Origin of the sequence: Catellatospora sichuanensis, from assembly GCF_007483665.1 — a bacterium.
In the GTDB taxonomy this organism is placed as follows: domain Bacteria; phylum Actinomycetota; class Actinomycetes; order Mycobacteriales; family Micromonosporaceae; genus Catellatospora; species Catellatospora sichuanensis.
Genome location: NZ_VIQO01000038.1, coordinates 26639 through 41860 on the forward strand (window position 1 = coordinate 26639; position 15222 = coordinate 41860).

Annotated in this window: 18 protein-coding genes; 7 read left to right on the top strand and 11 right to left on the bottom strand. The window is 72.6% G+C overall.

Features of this window, described 5'->3' with window-relative positions; translation table 11 throughout:
• Window positions 1–92: 92 nt before the first annotated feature.
• From gcvH to FLL47_RS37495, 8 genes are all read right to left on the bottom strand, one after another.
• Window positions 93–470: a glycine cleavage system protein GcvH gene (gene gcvH / locus FLL47_RS37460; RefSeq protein ID WP_120315526.1), complete on the bottom strand. Its 378-nt coding sequence runs from the start codon at window positions 468–470 to the stop codon at window positions 93–95.
• A gap of 43 nt (window positions 471–513) precedes the next feature.
• Window positions 514–1614 carry a DUF881 domain-containing protein gene (locus FLL47_RS37465; RefSeq protein WP_144127412.1) on the bottom strand — a complete coding sequence of 367 codons (1101 nt, stop codon included), beginning with the start codon at window positions 1612–1614 and terminating at the stop codon, window positions 514–516.
• 8 nt (window positions 1615–1622) lie between these two features.
• The gene (locus FLL47_RS37470; RefSeq protein ID WP_144127413.1) at window positions 1623–1955 is read right to left on the bottom strand and encodes a small basic family protein; all 333 of its coding nucleotides are present in this window, start codon (window positions 1953–1955) and stop codon (window positions 1623–1625) included.
• Window positions 1952–2863 carry a DUF881 domain-containing protein gene (locus tag FLL47_RS37475; protein WP_144127414.1) on the bottom strand — a complete coding sequence of 304 codons (912 nt, stop codon included), beginning with the start codon at window positions 2861–2863 and terminating at the stop codon, window positions 1952–1954. Before FLL47_RS37475 ends, FLL47_RS37470 begins: the two co-directional genes overlap by 4 nt.
• A gap of 55 nt (window positions 2864–2918) precedes the next feature.
• Window positions 2919–3533, bottom strand: coding sequence for a cardiolipin synthase ClsA (gene clsA, locus FLL47_RS37480; protein WP_246159187.1), 615 nt, complete (start codon window positions 3531–3533; stop codon window positions 2919–2921).
• Between the two features lie 208 nt (window positions 3534–3741).
• Window positions 3742–4932 (bottom strand): cellulose binding domain-containing protein, encoded by a 1191-nt coding sequence (locus FLL47_RS37485; protein ID WP_144127416.1) that lies wholly within the window; start codon window positions 4930–4932, stop codon window positions 3742–3744.
• Between the two features lie 169 nt (window positions 4933–5101).
• The gene (locus tag FLL47_RS37490) at window positions 5102–6319 is read right to left on the bottom strand and encodes a hypothetical protein (RefSeq protein ID WP_144127417.1); all 1218 of its coding nucleotides are present in this window, start codon (window positions 6317–6319) and stop codon (window positions 5102–5104) included.
• Window positions 6320–6468: 149 nt separating this feature from the next.
• On the bottom strand, window positions 6469–6939 hold the full coding sequence (locus FLL47_RS37495) for a YybH family protein (protein WP_186316144.1): 471 nt from the start codon (window positions 6937–6939) through the stop codon (window positions 6469–6471).
• 237 nt (window positions 6940–7176) lie between these two features.
• On the opposite strand from FLL47_RS37495, the gene FLL47_RS37500 reads away from it, so the two are divergent.
• Together FLL47_RS37500 and FLL47_RS37505 are read left to right on the top strand one after the other, a co-directional pair.
• The gene (locus FLL47_RS37500; RefSeq protein WP_144127419.1) at window positions 7177–7764 is read left to right on the top strand and encodes an alpha/beta fold hydrolase; all 588 of its coding nucleotides are present in this window, start codon (window positions 7177–7179) and stop codon (window positions 7762–7764) included.
• A 94-nt stretch (window positions 7765–7858) separates the two neighbouring features.
• The gene (locus FLL47_RS37505) at window positions 7859–8830 is read left to right on the top strand and encodes a helix-turn-helix transcriptional regulator (RefSeq protein WP_144127420.1); all 972 of its coding nucleotides are present in this window, start codon (window positions 7859–7861) and stop codon (window positions 8828–8830) included.
• Between the two features lie 18 nt (window positions 8831–8848).
• Here FLL47_RS37505 and FLL47_RS37510 read toward each other — a convergent pair whose 3' ends face one another.
• Window positions 8849–9763: an SDR family oxidoreductase gene (locus tag FLL47_RS37510; protein WP_144127421.1), complete on the bottom strand. Its 915-nt coding sequence runs from the start codon at window positions 9761–9763 to the stop codon at window positions 8849–8851.
• 172 nt (window positions 9764–9935) lie between these two features.
• On the opposite strand from FLL47_RS37510, the gene FLL47_RS37515 reads away from it, so the two are divergent.
• Entirely contained in the window at window positions 9936–10454 is a 519-nt protein-coding gene (locus FLL47_RS37515) for a P-loop nucleotide/nucleoside kinase family protein (RefSeq protein WP_144127422.1), read from the top strand.
• Between the two features lie 15 nt (window positions 10455–10469).
• The gene (locus FLL47_RS37520) at window positions 10470–10901 is read left to right on the top strand and encodes an OsmC family protein (RefSeq protein ID WP_144127423.1); all 432 of its coding nucleotides are present in this window, start codon (window positions 10470–10472) and stop codon (window positions 10899–10901) included.
• Between the two features lie 51 nt (window positions 10902–10952).
• On the opposite strand, the gene FLL47_RS37525 is transcribed toward FLL47_RS37520, so the two are convergent.
• Window positions 10953–11747, bottom strand: coding sequence for a class I SAM-dependent methyltransferase (locus FLL47_RS37525; RefSeq protein ID WP_144127424.1), 795 nt, complete (start codon window positions 11745–11747; stop codon window positions 10953–10955).
• Between FLL47_RS37525 and FLL47_RS37530 the strand changes: the two genes are divergently transcribed.
• Complete coding sequence (locus tag FLL47_RS37530) at window positions 11746–11946, top strand: hypothetical protein (RefSeq protein ID WP_144127425.1); 201 nt, start codon at window positions 11746–11748, stop codon at window positions 11944–11946. The two genes, FLL47_RS37525 and FLL47_RS37530, sit on opposite strands and share 2 nt — an antisense overlap.
• Window positions 11943–12881: an aminoglycoside phosphotransferase family protein gene (locus FLL47_RS37535; protein WP_222106383.1), complete on the top strand. Its 939-nt coding sequence runs from the start codon at window positions 11943–11945 to the stop codon at window positions 12879–12881. The genes FLL47_RS37530 and FLL47_RS37535 overlap by 4 nt, the downstream gene beginning before the upstream one ends.
• A gap of 279 nt (window positions 12882–13160) precedes the next feature.
• On the opposite strand, the gene FLL47_RS37540 is transcribed toward FLL47_RS37535, so the two are convergent.
• Window positions 13161–13820: a FadR/GntR family transcriptional regulator gene (locus FLL47_RS37540; RefSeq protein WP_144127426.1), complete on the bottom strand. Its 660-nt coding sequence runs from the start codon at window positions 13818–13820 to the stop codon at window positions 13161–13163.
• 95 nt (window positions 13821–13915) lie between these two features.
• Between FLL47_RS37540 and FLL47_RS37545 the strand changes: the two genes are divergently transcribed.
• Window positions 13916–15211: a CynX/NimT family MFS transporter gene (locus tag FLL47_RS37545; protein ID WP_144127523.1), complete on the top strand. Its 1296-nt coding sequence runs from the start codon at window positions 13916–13918 to the stop codon at window positions 15209–15211.
• Window positions 15212–15222 lie beyond the last annotated feature (11 nt).

Here is a 15222-nt window from a genome sequence, read left to right on the forward strand (position 1 = left end):
TCAGCGGCGAGCTTAGGGAGCGAGCCTAGCGACCCTGGAAATGAAGGGTCAACCGGACTCGCTGGCCCCGATTCACGCCCCTGAATGAAGATTCAGCTCTGGGTCAGCTCACGGTACGCTGCCGCGTCGAGAAGCGCATCCAGCGCGGACGGATCGGCGATCTCGATTTCGACGAGCCAGCCCTCGCCGTACGGGTCGGTGTTGATCAGATCGGGTGAGTCGACGAGGGTCTCGTTGCGCGCGGTCACCGTGCCGCTGAGCGGGGCGTAGATCTCCGACACGCTCTTGGTCGACTCGACCTCGCCGAACGACTCGCCCGCGGCCACGACCTGGCCGGTCTCCGGCAGCTGTACGTACACGATGTCGCCCAGCGCGTCCTGCGCGAAGTGGGTGATACCGACCCGGACCGACCCGCCCTTCGTGGTGACCCACTCGTGCTCGGCGGTGTACTTCAGGTCCTCAGGAATCACGGTCGTGCCCTTTCGCTCCAGGCCGTCGTGTGGCCTATGCCCGTCAGGAGACGGGCTTCGCGTACTCCAGGTTCGGCGTGCCCCGCACCGCGGTGATGTCGACCGGATGCGGATCACTGACGATCACGTTACCGCCGTCGCCGCGCACATCGTCAACCACCCCGCCGCGGAACTCCATGGCCTTGTCCAGGTCTTCCGGGCCGATCGCGGTCACCGTGTACGGCCCGGTCAGGCGCACGCCGTCGACCTCGACGCCGCCGCCGCCCACGTCGACGAAGTGGGTCGACGCGATCACCCGCACCGAACCGCCGGTCCCGTCGATCTGGATCGCCTCGGCCCCCGCCCCGCGCAGCTCCTGCACCGCGTTGAGCAGGTGGTCCGCGGTGATCGGCCCGGAGCCGTCGGACAGGCGCAGCGTGATGCCCGTGCCCTGGGCCTTGAGCGTGCCCGCCAGGATGCCGATGTCGTCGGCGCGCTCCTGGGCCTCCTTCAGGATCTGCTCCCGGCTGGACGCGCCCGAGTTGAGCTCCCGGCGGGTCGCCTCCAGCTCGGCGATGTCCTGGCGCAGCCGGTCCGCGCGCGAGTCGAGGTCGGCGAGGATGACGTAGAGGTCCTCCTCGCGCAGCGAGTTGTAGCCCTCGTCCGCGGAGTTGCTCTTGAGCTGGACCGCCAGCGTGAAGCCGAGCAGCACCAGGAGCAGGCCGATCAGGGCGCCCGCGCCGCTGATCCGCTTGCGCACGCCGTCACTCGGCGCATCCTCGTCCGGCCCGGGCCGCTCGTCGGAGCCCCCGTCACCGGGTGCCGCCGGGCCGGTGTCGTCCGCGGCGCCAGACGTCGCAGCGTCCAGGGCCTCGTCCGGCGCCGGCTCCCCCGCGCCCGGGGCCTCGTCCGCCGCGGCCTTGGCCGCCGAGGACTCGGCGCGCGGCGGCTTGGTGCTCGCGGGCTTGGCGCTCGCGGGCTTGGCGCTGGAGGGCTTGGTGCTGGAGGGCTTGGCGCTCGCGGGCTTGGCGCTCGGGGCCTCGACCGCCGCGGCCTCGGCGGCCGGGATCTTGGCCGTTGGCGTGTCGCCGGCCTTGCCCGCCAGCGGCACGGTCGGCTCGTCGCCCTGTCCGGGGCCGATCGGCTGAGTCTTCTCGTCGCTCACCGCTGCACCTAAGCCTTGAACAGCCGGCGCCGGATCGCCGCCACGTTGCCGAAGATCCGCACACCGAGCACGACGACCACGCCGGTGGACAGCTGGACACCCACCCCCAGCTTGTCCCCGAGGTACACGATGAAGCCCGCGACCAGGACGTTGGAGATGAACGAGATCACGAACTGCTTGTCGTCGAAGATCCCGTCCAGCTTGGCGCGTACGCCGCCGAAGACCGCGTCCAGCGCGGCCACGACGGCGATCGGCAGGTAGGGCTGCAGCGCTTCCGGGACCGTGGGGTCGAGCACCACGCCCAGCACCACTCCGGCGATCAACGCCAGTATTGCGATCATTTGCCACCTCCCGAGGGCGAGGTTGAGGGTGCGGGCGAGCCCGACGGCGACGGCGACGGCCCGTGCGCGAACTGCAGCCGCGGCATCACCGCCGCCGGCAGCTCCAGGTCGTCCTTTTCGTCGACGTCGAAGCCGACCTCGTAACGCTTGTCGTCGCGCAGCTTGCGGAGGGTGTCCGCGGTTTGCGTGTCGTTGAACTTGTCCGCCATGTCGGACGGCCCGATCGCGGCCACTTCGTACGGTCCGATGACGTGCGCGTTGCCGATCAGGATCGCCGAGCCGGCGGTGCGGATCGGCGTGACCGAGGTCAGCCGCCGCCCGTTGATCGAGATCGCTTCCGCACCCGCCGCCCACAGCGCGTTCGTCACCAGCTGCAGATCAAGGTCGAGCACCCGGGCCAGCCGTTCGGTGCCCGCGTTGGGGCCGTCGGTGAGGGTGACCACCACGCCGTCGCCGGTGACCTTGCGCAACCCGGTCGCGGCTTCCAGTTCGCGCAGCCGGCCGATGGAGGTGTCGTCCAACTCCCTCTCACGCAGCCCGTTCACCTCGTCCTGAAGGCTCTCGGCACTCTGGTCGAGCTTGTCGGTGTCCGCGGTGCGCCGGTTGATGTCCTTGATCAGCTCGGTGCGGGTGGTGGCCCGGGCCGGCGCCCGCGCGATGACCTGCAGGTAGGCCACGGCCAGCAGCACGCCGATGACCATACAGACCACCACCGTGAACCCGCGGCGCGTCCATCGGGTCGCCGACGGCAGCGGGCCGCCCTCGCGGCGGGCGCGGGCCGCATCGGCGTATCCGCCGTCGAGCGGGTCCTGGAACAGGTCGGTCAGCATGTCCGTCTGCCACACCCGCTGCCCCGACGGCGGTGTCGACACCGGCTGCACCGGCTCCCGCTCCGGGCCCGTGCTCATGGCTGCTCCCCGCGGCGCTCGTCGGCGGCATCGCTGAGCCTGCCGATTCGCTGGCTCATGCCGCCACCTCGCGGGAGCGCCGCACCACGGCCGCGAACTGCACCAGGTAGAAGATGCCCGCGATCCAGTACAGGACGATGCCCCACCAGCACAGCGCCCAGCCGCTCGCGTACGCGATGGTGTGCACCGGGCCCGTCGGCACGGCCCAGGCCAGCAGCAGGATGGGGAAGCCCATCAGCAGGATGAAGGTGGCCGTCTTGCCGATGTAGTGCACGGGCAGCGGACCGTAGCCGAGCTTGCGCAGCACCGGGAAGGTCAGCATCAGCAGCACGTCACGGGCCAGCAGGGCGACCGTGAACTGCCAGGGCACGATGTCGCGCACGGTGAACGCCAGCAGCGTGGCCAGGATGTATAGGCGGTCGGCGGCCGGGTCCAGCAGCTCGCCGACGCGGCTCACCTGGCCGAGTCGGCGGGCCAGGTAGCCGTCGATCCAGTCGGTGGTACCGCCCAGGCCGAGCACGACCACCGCCCAGGCGACCTCGTCGGCGACCAGGAAGAGGTAGAGGAAGAGCGGCACGCCGAGCAGGCGGGCGAAGCTGATCAGATTGGGGATGGTGAGGACGCGATCGCGCGATTCCGCGCGGACATCGCCCAGCGGCTGCTGAGCCACCGAGGCCTCCCCTCCGCCGCCGGCCACAAAAACGACAGCCGGCGCAGGCCGGCCGCATTCACCCGAATCTCCGGACATGATCCGCCGATTCACGACCCCCAGTTGTACCACGTTGCCACGGGCGGCTGCCGACACGCCCGCAGGCGTCGGCGACGGTGCAGGAAAAGGGCGCACCCGTAGTACGGGTACGCCCTTTTTGTCCTTTTTATCAGAGCGCGGTACAGACGGGCACCGGGGTGCCGTTGGTGCCCTGGTAGGTGGCGAGGAAGCCGGCCGCCGTCCCCGTGCCGGGCGACAGCTGACCGTTCCAGCTGACGTTGAGCGTGGTCACGGTCGATCCGGTCTGGGTGTACTGCCCGTTCCAGCTCTGCGTGATCACTTGGCCGTTGGGGAAGGTGAACCGCACCGACCAGCCACTGATCGGCACCGTGCCGTTGTTGACCACCCGCAGCTCACCCTGGAAGCCGCCGGGCCACTGCCCGATGATCACGTACGTCACCGAGCAGGACTTGCCTGTGCTGCCCGACGACGGCGACGGCGACGGCGGCCGCGACGGGCTCGGCGACACCGACGGCGAGGGCGGGGCCGACGGGCTCGGCGACACCGACGGCGAGGGCCGGGCCGACGGGCTCGGCGAGGCGGACGGCGACGCCGACGGGGACGGCGGGTTCGACGGCGTCACCCCGCTGAGCGCCGCGGTCAGCGCCGGATACCAGCGGTCCGACATCTTCTGGTCGCCCGCCGCGTTGGGGTGCACCCCGTCGTAGGTGTCGGTCGCCGTGTTGAAGCCGGTCCACTGGTCGACCACCGTGATGGGCGACTGCGCGGTGGTCTTGCCCGCCGCCCAGGCCGGAATGGCGTTGTTGAACGACACCACCCGCGCCGCACACTCGGTGCAGCTGGACGGGTTCATCGGAATGATCTTCGCCACCAGGATCTTCATGGCCGGATTGCTGGCCCGCATCTGGTCGACCAGCTTGCCGAAGGCGGTGAGGATCTGCGTGTTGGGCAGGTTGGACCACACGTCGTTGGTGCCGAAGTGCATCAGCACGACGTCGGGCAGGGTCGCTGACAGCCAGCCGACCAGCTGGTTCTGGTTGGCCACGTTGGTCGCCAGGAAGCCGCCGTGGCCTTCGTTGTCGCCGTCGTGGGCGACCCCGCAGCCCTGCGCCGGCAGCGTGCCGACCATGTCGATGTTGGTGTAGCCGGTGCTCTGCAGCCGGTTCCACAGCGTCGCCCGCCAACAGCCGGGCGAACCGGTGATCGAGTCGCCGAGCGCCATGATGCGGGTCGGAACGGCAGCGGCACTGCCGGTGGGCGCGGCGACGACGACGGCCGTCGCGGCCACGAGTGTGCCCAGCAGCGCCATCAGCGCCGCTCTCACGGTGGGCCTGGACATGAGCGAATCCCCTCAGTGGGACGCGCGAAGACACCCGCCGCCCACGCGGAGACCCCACGCTGGTACGAGACAGAACGTCGATGCGGCACGGCGCAGTCGACGAGATCGGGGTGCGGCCCGGCTCCCGGGGGCCGTCAGAGCCCACCGTCGATATTAGAGGGCGCGGCGGCTACGGCGAAACCGAGCTGACCAACAGCACGAACAGCAGCGCCACCGCGACGATGCCGACACATGCAGCCACCAGTACCAACGTGTGCTGCGGCAACCGCCGCGCCACCGGTGCCGCGGCATGCCGTCCGGTACGCGCCGGTTCGGCGGGCTCCCCGGTCGGGCCGTCGAGGTACGGCGGCAGGTACACGGTCGTGCTGAACGTCGGCGCGGCGAGCACCGACGGCGGCTCGTACCCGGCCGGGGTCAGATGGTCCCACACCGCCGGGGCCTGCTCCTCCTGCTCCGGCGGCGCCCACGAGGCGGTCGCGCCGGGCTCGCCGGGCGTCGGCGCAGCATCGCCCGCCCACGCCGCGGTTTCCGGCTCCACGTCCCGCAACCGCTGCGCCCAGGAGTCCTCCGGAGCCGGTTCGGGCCGCTGCCGCGGCACGGGGTCCGGCGACGGGTCGGGAAGCCTCGCCGGTGGCTGGTGCCCGGCCCGCCCGGCGAGCTCGACCGGGGAGATCGGGGCGTCCGGGATCAGGCCGACGCCGCACCGGTGCCGCGGATCGGCGACGGCCCGGCCGGCAGCGGTGATCATCGCGTGCACCGGGTCGGCGGGTTCCAGCCCCGCGGCGTCCTCGCGGGCCTCGGCCAGCAGTTCGTGCGCATCGTTGAAGCCGCCGCAGTCGCGCCACATGGCGGCCAGGCGCAGCTGCATACGGATGCCGACCGGATGCGCCGCACCGTGCGACCGCCGGTGCTCGTCGATGACCGTGGCCAGGCGCAGCCGCGCCGTCACGCAGTGGCCCTGCGCGTGCTCCACGGTGGCCAGGTCGCCGCGCGCGGCCAGCACCCGGTCCGAGTCCGGGCCGTCGAGCTCGGAGTACGCCGCGATCAGGTCGAGGTAGCGCTGCACCGCGCGGGCGTGCACGCCCACCCTGGCCAGCACCGCGGCCAGCAGCCCGAGCGCGTGCAGGGTCCGCCGGTCGCGCTCGCCGTACAGCGCCCGCGACGCCGCGAAGCCGTAGGCGGCCCAGCCCCGGGCGGCGTACGGCTCGCCCAGCCCGAGCAGCACGCCGGTCTGCAGCACCACCGCCTCGGCGACGACCGGCGCGGCCTGTGCCGGGTCGGCGGGCACCGTGCCCAGCGCGGCGGACAGCAGATCGTGCGCGGCCGACAGCGTCCCGGCCGCGATGTGCTCGCGCGCCCGTGCCACCACGTGCTCTCCGACCGGCATCGCCGCCCGCACCCCCTCGTCACCCGACCGCGGACCGCCACCATGCCGCGTGGAGACCCTCGGGCGCCAGCCCCGGGAGGGTTACGTCACCAACCTGACCCGCCACCGCCGACCGGCGAACGGTCGGCGGCAGGGGCAGGGTGCGTCGCTCAGACCACCGGCAGCGGCGAGCTGACATCCAGGATGATCTTCCACTGGCCGCGTTCGCGGACGAAGGTGAGCGCGTTGTAGAAGTGCTGCTTGTAGCCCAGCGAGGGGATGGCCAGCGTGAAGTCGACCACCAGCGTCGCGCCGCGGCAGCCGTCGACGACCTTCTTCACCTCGGGGAACGTCGCCGTGAAGGCATAGGTGAACAGCCCGGTGAAGTTGGCCTGGATGGCGGCCTTGTCCTTGCGGTACGCCCCGTTGGAGCCGATCTGCACCGCCTCGTGGTGGTAGTACGACATGACCGCGGGCAGGTCCTTGGCCAGGAACACCGCGTCGAAGTCCGCCACCGCGGCGTCGAAGTGCCGCTCGCAGCCGCGCGCCGTGTCGCCCTTGCCCGCGCCCGCCGCGCCGGGCACCGCCAGCAGCACAGCCAGGCCCAGCGCCGCCATTGCCGCCGCATACCACTTGCGCACGTTTCCTCCAGCAGTCCAGATGAGACAGTCGCTCACATCGACCACGATCATAAGAAGGTCGTCGATACGCGCACCCCCGGACGATCAGCCCGACAACGCGGCACGGTCGGCGGCGACCTCGGCGCGAAATCGGGACCCGGAACCCGGACGACCGGTGTAGGCCGCCGCCGACCTATCCGCCGGGCGCGTCCGTCCGGCGGGCCGTCAGATGAACGTGAACCGATCTAGGATCGGCCCATGACCCGCCCGGCGACCCCGAATCCCTGGCCGCGGACGACCGAACGGCATCACGGCGACCCCGACCGGGTCGCGATCATCCTGCCGGGCGGCGGCTACACGCCCGCCAGACCGCTGCTGCACCTGGCCCGCATCGTGCTCGCCCACCACGGCTGGTCGGTGCAGGAGCTGTGGTGGAAACCTCCCGCCACCCCGGACCTGGACGAGCGCGCCGACTGGGTCGTCGCGCAGGCCGTCGCCGCCATCGAGGCCGAGTCCGCGAAACGGATCATGCTGGTCGGCAAGTCGCTGGGCACCCTGGCCGCGCCGGTCGCCGCCGAACGCCGCCTGCCCGCGATCTGGTTCACGCCGCTCATGTTCCACTCCTCGGTGGTCGACGCGCTCGGCGCGACCGAAGCCCCGACCCAGCTGCTCGGCGGCGGCGGGGACTTCTCCTGGGACCCCCGGCTGGCCGACGACCTCGGCCTGCCGTGCCTGGAGCTGCCCGGCGCGGACCACTCGCTGGAGAACCCCGACGACCCGGTCCGCAGCGCGGAGAACCTGGTCCGCGTCACCCGCTGCGTGCACGCATTCGTGGGCGGCCTGTGACCGGCACCTCAAGTCGGGCAAAGGCACCCGGGCGGACCGCGAGCGACCCGGCGGGCCTGGCGCGGGCGCACGAGCCCACACCGGGCCTGCGCCGGTGAAGGCCTCGCGGCTGGTTTCGCTGCTGCTCACCTTGCAGCAGCGGCGTTCGGCGCGGGCCGCGGAGCTGGCGCAGCTGTTCGAGGTCTCGGTGCGCACCGTGTATCGCGACGTCGCCGCGCTGCAGGCCGCCGGAGTGCCGCTGTGGACCGAGCCCGGTCGCGGCGGCGGCATCCGGCTGCTGGAAGGCTGGCGCACCCGGCTGGACGGGCTCACCGGCGCCGAGGCCGCCGCACTGTTCGCCGGGGCGGCCCCGGCGGCGCTGGCCGAGCTGGGGCTCGGCTCGGTGCTGCTGGCCGCGCAGGCCAAGGTGCTCGCCACGCTGCCCGAACCGCTGCGTGACCGGGCCCGCACCATCGCCCAGCGCTTCCACCTGGACGCGCCCGGCTGGTTCCACCGTGGCGAGGAGCTCCCGCATTTGATGAGCGTCGCCGAGGCGGTATGGGAGCAGCGCCGCGTCACCGTGCGCTACCGGCGTGCCGACGGCTCGGTGCGCCGCGTGCTGGAGCCGTACGGCCTGGTCCTCAAAGCCGGGGTCTGGTATCTCGTGGCCCGGGTGCCCGACGCGGACGCGGTGCGCACCTACCGGCTGGGCCGGATCACCGCCGTCGAGCCGGGCGGCGATACGTTCGAACGGCCGGCGCAGTTCCAGCTCGCGCAGTGGTGGCGGGCCTCGGCGGCCTCGTTCGACCGCACCCTGATCCGTGACCGGGTCCGGCTGCGGGTGAGCCCGCACGGCCTGCGCCGCCTGCCGTCCGTCACCGACCCTGCCGCCCGCGACGAGGCGGTCCTGCACACCGGCCCGCCCGACGAGCAGGGCTGGTGTGAGGTGGAGCTGGCCGTCGAATCGCCCCGGGTCGCGCTGACCCAGCTGCTGCCGCTGGGCGCGGACATCGAGATCCTCGCCCCGGTGGAGCTGCGGATCGAGCTGGCCGCGCTCGGTGCCGCGATCGCCGCCCGCAACGCCTGACCGGCTGCGCCGCGGCCGTCAGCGGTAGCCGGCCGGGTCGATCTGCCCGTCCTCGGCGGAGCCGTGCTCGGCGAAGTAGCGCCAGATGTCAGGGACCGAACCGTCCACGTCGGTGAGGCCGTACTCGTGCGCGAGCGACGCGCTCGACAGCGAGCCGCCCGTCCACCGGCCGCGGTCGGGGTCGGCGGCCAGCGCGGCCACACCCCGGCCCAGGTACGTCGGGGTCTCGGACAGGATGAAGTGCGGCGCCTTCGCCGCGCCGTCGGCCCAGTTCTGCTCGGTGACGCCGAAGTGGTCCAGCATCGCCTCCGAGCGCAGGAACCCTGGCGTCACCACGACCGCGGTCCCGCCGTGCGGCTTGAGTTCGGCGGACTGGGCCAGCGCGATGCGTGACACCGACGTCTTGGTCAGGTCGTAGAAGAACGAGTCGCGGTACTTCCGGTTGAACTCGTCGGTGCCGTCGGTGACCTCGACGACCAGCCCGCCCGGCCGGCGGATCAGCAGCGGCAGCGCGGCGTGGCTGGTGATGATGTGGGTGTGCAGGCCGAGCCCGAGCATGCGCAGGCCGCCGTCGAGCGACTGCTCCCACAGCGGCTTGCCCCACTCGGCGTAGTCGTCGCCGCCCCATACGTCGTTGACCAGGATGTCGAGCCGCCCGTGTGCGGCGTCGATCCGCGACACCAGGTCCCTGACCTCGTCGGGCACGAGATGGTCGACACGCACCGCGATGCCCTCGCCGCCGGCGGCGGTGACCAGGTCTGCGGTGTCCTCGATGGTCTCCGGCCGGTCCATCTCGGACCGCTGGGCGCGGGTGCTGCGACCGGTGACGTAGACGGTGGCGCCCGCCCGGCCGAGCTCGACCGCGATCGCCCGCCCGCACCCGCGGGTCGCCCCGGCCACCAGGGCGATCTTTCCGTGAAGGTTCTGCTGCATGGGTCCATCGTCGCGGCGAAACCTGACAGGTTCCGTCAGGTTTTCCCGGCGATTCCGGTGCCGCGGTTCCGCCGCACCGCAGAGGTTCCCCGCCGACCACAGCCGGCCCGCCGCGAGCGGCGCGCGGCCCCGTAGGTCCGCCCGATCGAACCGGACAGGCGACACTGGTCCGGTGCTGATCGTCTTCTCCGGGCTGCCCGGCGCCGGCAAGACCACACTGAGCCGTCCCGTTGCCGCCGCGCTGGGCGCGACCTGGCTGCGGGTGGACGCCATCGAGTCGGCCCTGTGGCGGGCCGGTGTCGACCCGGTGCAGCCCACCGGCCTGGCCGCCTACGTGGTGGCGGACGCGATCGCCGACGCCCACCTGGCGCTGGGCGCGGCCGTGGTCGTCGACGCGGTGAACGCGGTCGAGCAGGCCCGCGCCGGCTGGCGGGACCTCGCCGCACGGCACGGCACCGTGATGCACGCCATCGAGGTGATCTGCACCGATCCGGCCGAGCACCGCCGCCGGGTGCGGCAGCGTACGCCCGAACACGATCAGGCCTTCCAGCCCAGCTGGGACGACGTGCGCACGCGCGAGTTCACGCCGTGGCGCGAGCCCCGGCTGCTGGTCGACACGGCCGGCCGCGACACGCCCGAGCTCGTGACTCTCATATTGGGGGACATTCGCGGGCACGGCAGGCCCGCGTGAGCTAGCGTCGGGCCCATGCCTATTCGCACCGCAACAGCCCGCTGGCAGGGAACGCTCACCGAGGGGTCCGGCACCATCGCGACCGGCAAGGGTGGCCTGCAGGGCAACTATTCGTTCAAGTCCCGTTTCGAGGAGGGTGAGGGCACCAATCCCGAGGAGCTCATCGCCGCCGCGCACTCCGGCTGCTTCTCCATGGCGTTCTCCAAGCAGCTGTCGGACGCGGGCTTCCCGCCCAACGCCGTGGTGACCAACGCCAACGTCCACCTGGACAAGACCGACGCCGGCATGACGGTGACCCGGATCGACCTGGTGACCACCGGCGACGTGCCCGGCATCGACGAGGCGCAGTTCCAGAAGCTGGCCGAGGCCGCCAAGGCCGGCTGCCCGATCTCCCGCCTGCTGTCGCCCGGCGCCGAGATCACCCTCGACGCCACGCTCCAAGCCTGACCATCCGCCCCGTGGCCGGTCCGCTCGACGGCGGCCCGGCCACGGGGCCGGTCATGCAGCGCGCCGTGCCACGGTGAGCAGGTGCGAGCTGGCACCCCACAGGTGGGGCACACCCTCGAGTTCGCGCATCATCGCCATCGCCCGCGCGGTCCGCTGCTCGTCGGCGAGGATCTCCGGCAGGTGCGGCACGGTCCACAGCGGACCCTCGATCGCGGCGATCCGCTCCAGCTCCAGACCCGCCTCCGCCACCTCGGCCGGCAGCTCGTCGGGCCGGTGGAAGTACGCGGTGGTGAACCAGTTCGGCACCTCGCCGGGGTTGCGGTGCACGCCCGTCGCGAGCGCACCGTCCACCATCCGCGCGAACACCGGATCATCGACGAAACCCTTGGCGAATCCGTCGAGCAGCGAAGCGTACCGGCTGATCGTCGCGGCGAGCACCAGCCCACCGGGACGCACCACACGGCCGGCCTCGCGCCAGGCCGCGAGCCGGTCGGCGCGGTCGACCAGGTGGTACAGCGGACCGAACAGCAGCACCACGTCCCGGCTCCCGGCAGCCTCATCGAGCCCGCGGGCATCGCCGACCGCCGCGGTGACCCCGGGCAGCGCGGACGCCGCCGCCACGTGCTCGGGCATCGGATCGACGACATGGACGGCGTGCCCGGCGGCAGCCAGCGGGCCTGCGTACACCCCGGTCGCGCCACCGACGTCGAGGATGGACAACGGACCGGGCGGCAGCAGCCTGCCGAGCAGGTCCCAGGTGCGCAGGAACTCCCAGCGCCCGGTTCCCGCGCCGAGGCGGCTGGTCTCGCCGCCACGCTGGTAGTACCGCGTGACTTCAGTCAACATGCTCGTGATCCTGCGTCGTCCTGCCGGTCCCGGCAATCGGGTTTCGGCTGGCTCGCACGGCGTTCAGCAGGGCGATGTCGGCCGGATCCGTGCCGTCCCGGGCGGCCCGGTCGGTGATCCCGGCGGCCGCCGCCAGCTGCAATCGTGTCCGAAAGTCCACGTCGCGATGGTGGACAGCGGCGGTAGTCTCGCCGCGTGACGGAGCCCGAGGTGCTGGTGCCCCCGACCCTGGGTGTCGTCGCGTCGATCGGCGACCTGGCCGAGGGCCGGGTCTGGCTGGACTCGCTGCCCGGGCTCATCACCGAACTGCGTGACGGCTGGGTACTGCGGCTTGGCGCGCCGTGGACCGGGGGCAGCTGCTCGTGGGTCGCGCCCGCGGAGCTGCCCGACGGCCGGCCCGCCATGCTGAAGATCAGCTGGCCGCATCCGGAGATGATGGGCGAGGCCGCCGCGCTGCGGGTGTGGCACGGGCACGGCGCGGTCACCCTGTACGCCCACGACGGCGAGCGGCACGCGTTGCTGCTGGAGCGGGCGGATCCCGGAACGACGCTCGGTCACAGCGGCTCGCTGCCCGCCGAGGAGCGGCTGCTCATCGCGGCCGGGCTGCTGGACCGGCTGTGGTCGGCACCCATCGCCGACCCGGGCGGGTTCGACCTGCTGAGCCATGTGACCGCACGATGGGCGGGCCTGATCGAGCAGCGGATGGCCCGACTGCGCCCCGGGTTCGACCCCGGCCTGGTGGCGCACGGCGCGCGGCTGCTGCGCGAGCTGCCCACCTCGGCGACGCGGCGGGTGCTGGTGCACGGCGACATCAATCCCGGCAACATTCTGGCCGCGCGGCGCGAGCCGTGGCTGGTCATCGACCCGAAGCCGATGGTCGGCGATCCCGGCTACGACCCGTGGAAACTGATCGAGCAGATCGACGACCCGTTCCGGCATCCAGATCCTGCCGCCGTGCTGCGGCGGCGGTTCGCGCTGTTCGGCGCGGTCACCGGCGAGGATCCGGCGCGGCTGGCGGCGTGGGCGGCAGCCCGGCGGGTGGAGGACTCGCTGTGGTGGGTCTCCCGCGGCAACCCGCCCAGCCACCGGGCCATGGCCGAAGCCGCCACCCTCGCCTCCATAGCCGGGCTGTGACGGCTGAGCGATGTCGAGCGGTGCGGAGATCCGCTGCTGCCTCAGCTGCGGCACCAGCCGGGCCGCCGTCTCGTAGTCGGCGTTCTCGTGCAGAACGGTCAGCTCGAGCCGGATCGCGGTGGCCGCCACCAGGTAGTCCGCCACGGACAGTCCCTGGTGCGCGCTGTGCCTGGCCGGCTCGCGGCGGAGTGTCCCGACGATGTCCCATGAGTCATCCGGCACGGGCACCCACGGATACGCCGCCCGGCAGGTCAAAGCTCATATACGTATACGGACAAGCTATGCCGTCTCCAGGAAGGCACCGGCGGCGCGGGCGGCGCGGTCGGGATCTGCGGCGCGGATGGCCTCGACGAGGTCGTCGTGGGCGACGTATTTGTCGGCGGTCAGGGTCTCGCCGATCTGCTGGCTGAGGCTGGCCCGCAGTGCGCCGCCGAAGGAGGCGTAGAGCTCGGCGAGCATCGCGTTGTGCGCGGCCGCGACGATCGCGACGTGCAGGTCGGCGTCGGTGGCCACGAACGCCGCCGCGTCGCCCGCACGCCACAGCTCCTCACGCCGGGCCAGCAGCGCGTCCATCTTCTCCAGGTCGGCGGGCGTACGCCGGACCGCGGCGAGCCGGGCCGCCTCCACCTCGAAGGCGCGTCGCACCTCGACGGCCTCGGCGACCTCGGCGGCGGCCAGCCGCCGGGCGACCACCCCGGTGAGCTCGTGGGTGGCGGTGACGTAGGTGCCGGAGCCCTGCCGGCACTCCAGCACACCGGCGTGCACCAGGGCGCGCACTGCCTCGCGGACCGTGTTGCGGCCCACGCCCAGCGCGGCGACCAGGTCGGGTTCGGTGGGGATGCGGCTGCCGACCGGCCACTCACCGGTGGCGATCTGCGTGCGCAGCTGCTCGATCACCTGGGGCACCAGGGTCTGGCGTGACGGTGTGCGCAGTGTCATTGCTTACAACTCCGGTCCTAAATTCGTCCCATGATTCTACGATCGGAGGTATGCCACCGCCAGTCGCCGCCGCCGCGCCACCCATCGTGTCGCCGATGATCGCACCCCGCGTGACGCCACCGACACCGGCCGCACCGGCACCCCGCTCCGTGGTGCTGATCCTGGTGGGCATCCTGCTCGTCGCGCTCAACCTGCGCGCCGCCATCACCAGCCTCGGCGCACTGCTCGACGAGGTGACCACCGGCCTGCACCTGTCCGGAACCGTCGCCGGTGTCATCACCACGCTGCCCGCGCTCGCCTTCGCGGCCTTCGGCGCGTTCACGCCATGGCTGGCCCGGCGGCTGTCCCCGGCCCGCATCCTGGTCGGCGCGATGGGGCTGCTGGCCGTCGGCCAGCTGCTGCGGGCGGTCAGCGACTCGCCGTGGACCTTCGTGCTCACCAGCGCGATCGCGCTGGCCGGCATCGCCATCGCGAACGTGCTGCTGCCCGTGCTGGTCAAGGAGCACTTCCCGCACCGGGCCGGGCTGATGACCGGCGTCTACTCGATGACCCTGATCCTCGGCACCACCACCGCGTCGGCGGCCTCGGTGCCGATCGCGCACGCCGTCGGCGACTGGCGCGCCGGGCTCGGCGTGTGGGCGCTGCTGGCCGCCGTGGCGATCCTGCCCTGGCTCGGCCCGGCGCTGCGGCGCACGCCCAGATCGGCGGGCGGCGGCACGCGCCGCGCGGCGGTGCGGGTGCGGCCCGCCCGCACCCGGCTGGGCTGGGCGATGGCGATCTACTTCGGCGCGCAGTCACTCAGCGGGTACGCCACCATGGGCTGGCTGGCGAAGATGTTCCGCGACGCGGCGTTCACGCCCACCGACGCCGGGCTGCTGCTGGCCGGCGTGACCGCGGTCGGGGTGCCGTTCGCGCTGCTCATGCCGACGCTGGCCGGAAAGCTGCGGGACCTGCGGCCGCTGGTGCTGCTGATGTCCGCCGCCATGATCGCCTCCTACCTCGGCCTGGCGCTGGCCCCGCACGCCGGCGCGGTGGCCTGGGTGGCCCTGCTGGCGCTCGGACAGGCAGCGTTCCCGCTGGCCCTGGCGATGATCGGGATGCGGGCGCGCACCGGCGAGGGCGTGGTGGCACTGTCGGCGTTCGCGCAGAGCACCGGCTACCTGATCGCCGCGCTCGGCCCGCTGCTGGTCGGCGTGCTGCACGAGCTGACCGGCGGCTGGCAGCTGCCGCTCGGTTTCCTGGTCGCCGCGGCAGTGGTGCAGGCCTTCGCCGGGCTGGCCGCGGCACGGCCTCGTTACCTCGAGGACGAGGCGGGGCTGGTGAACGGGGAGCAGGCCGGCTCCACAGCCGTCGATGTCCGCATGGGCCGGACCGCGACGGCCGGGTCATGACCGCGGTCACA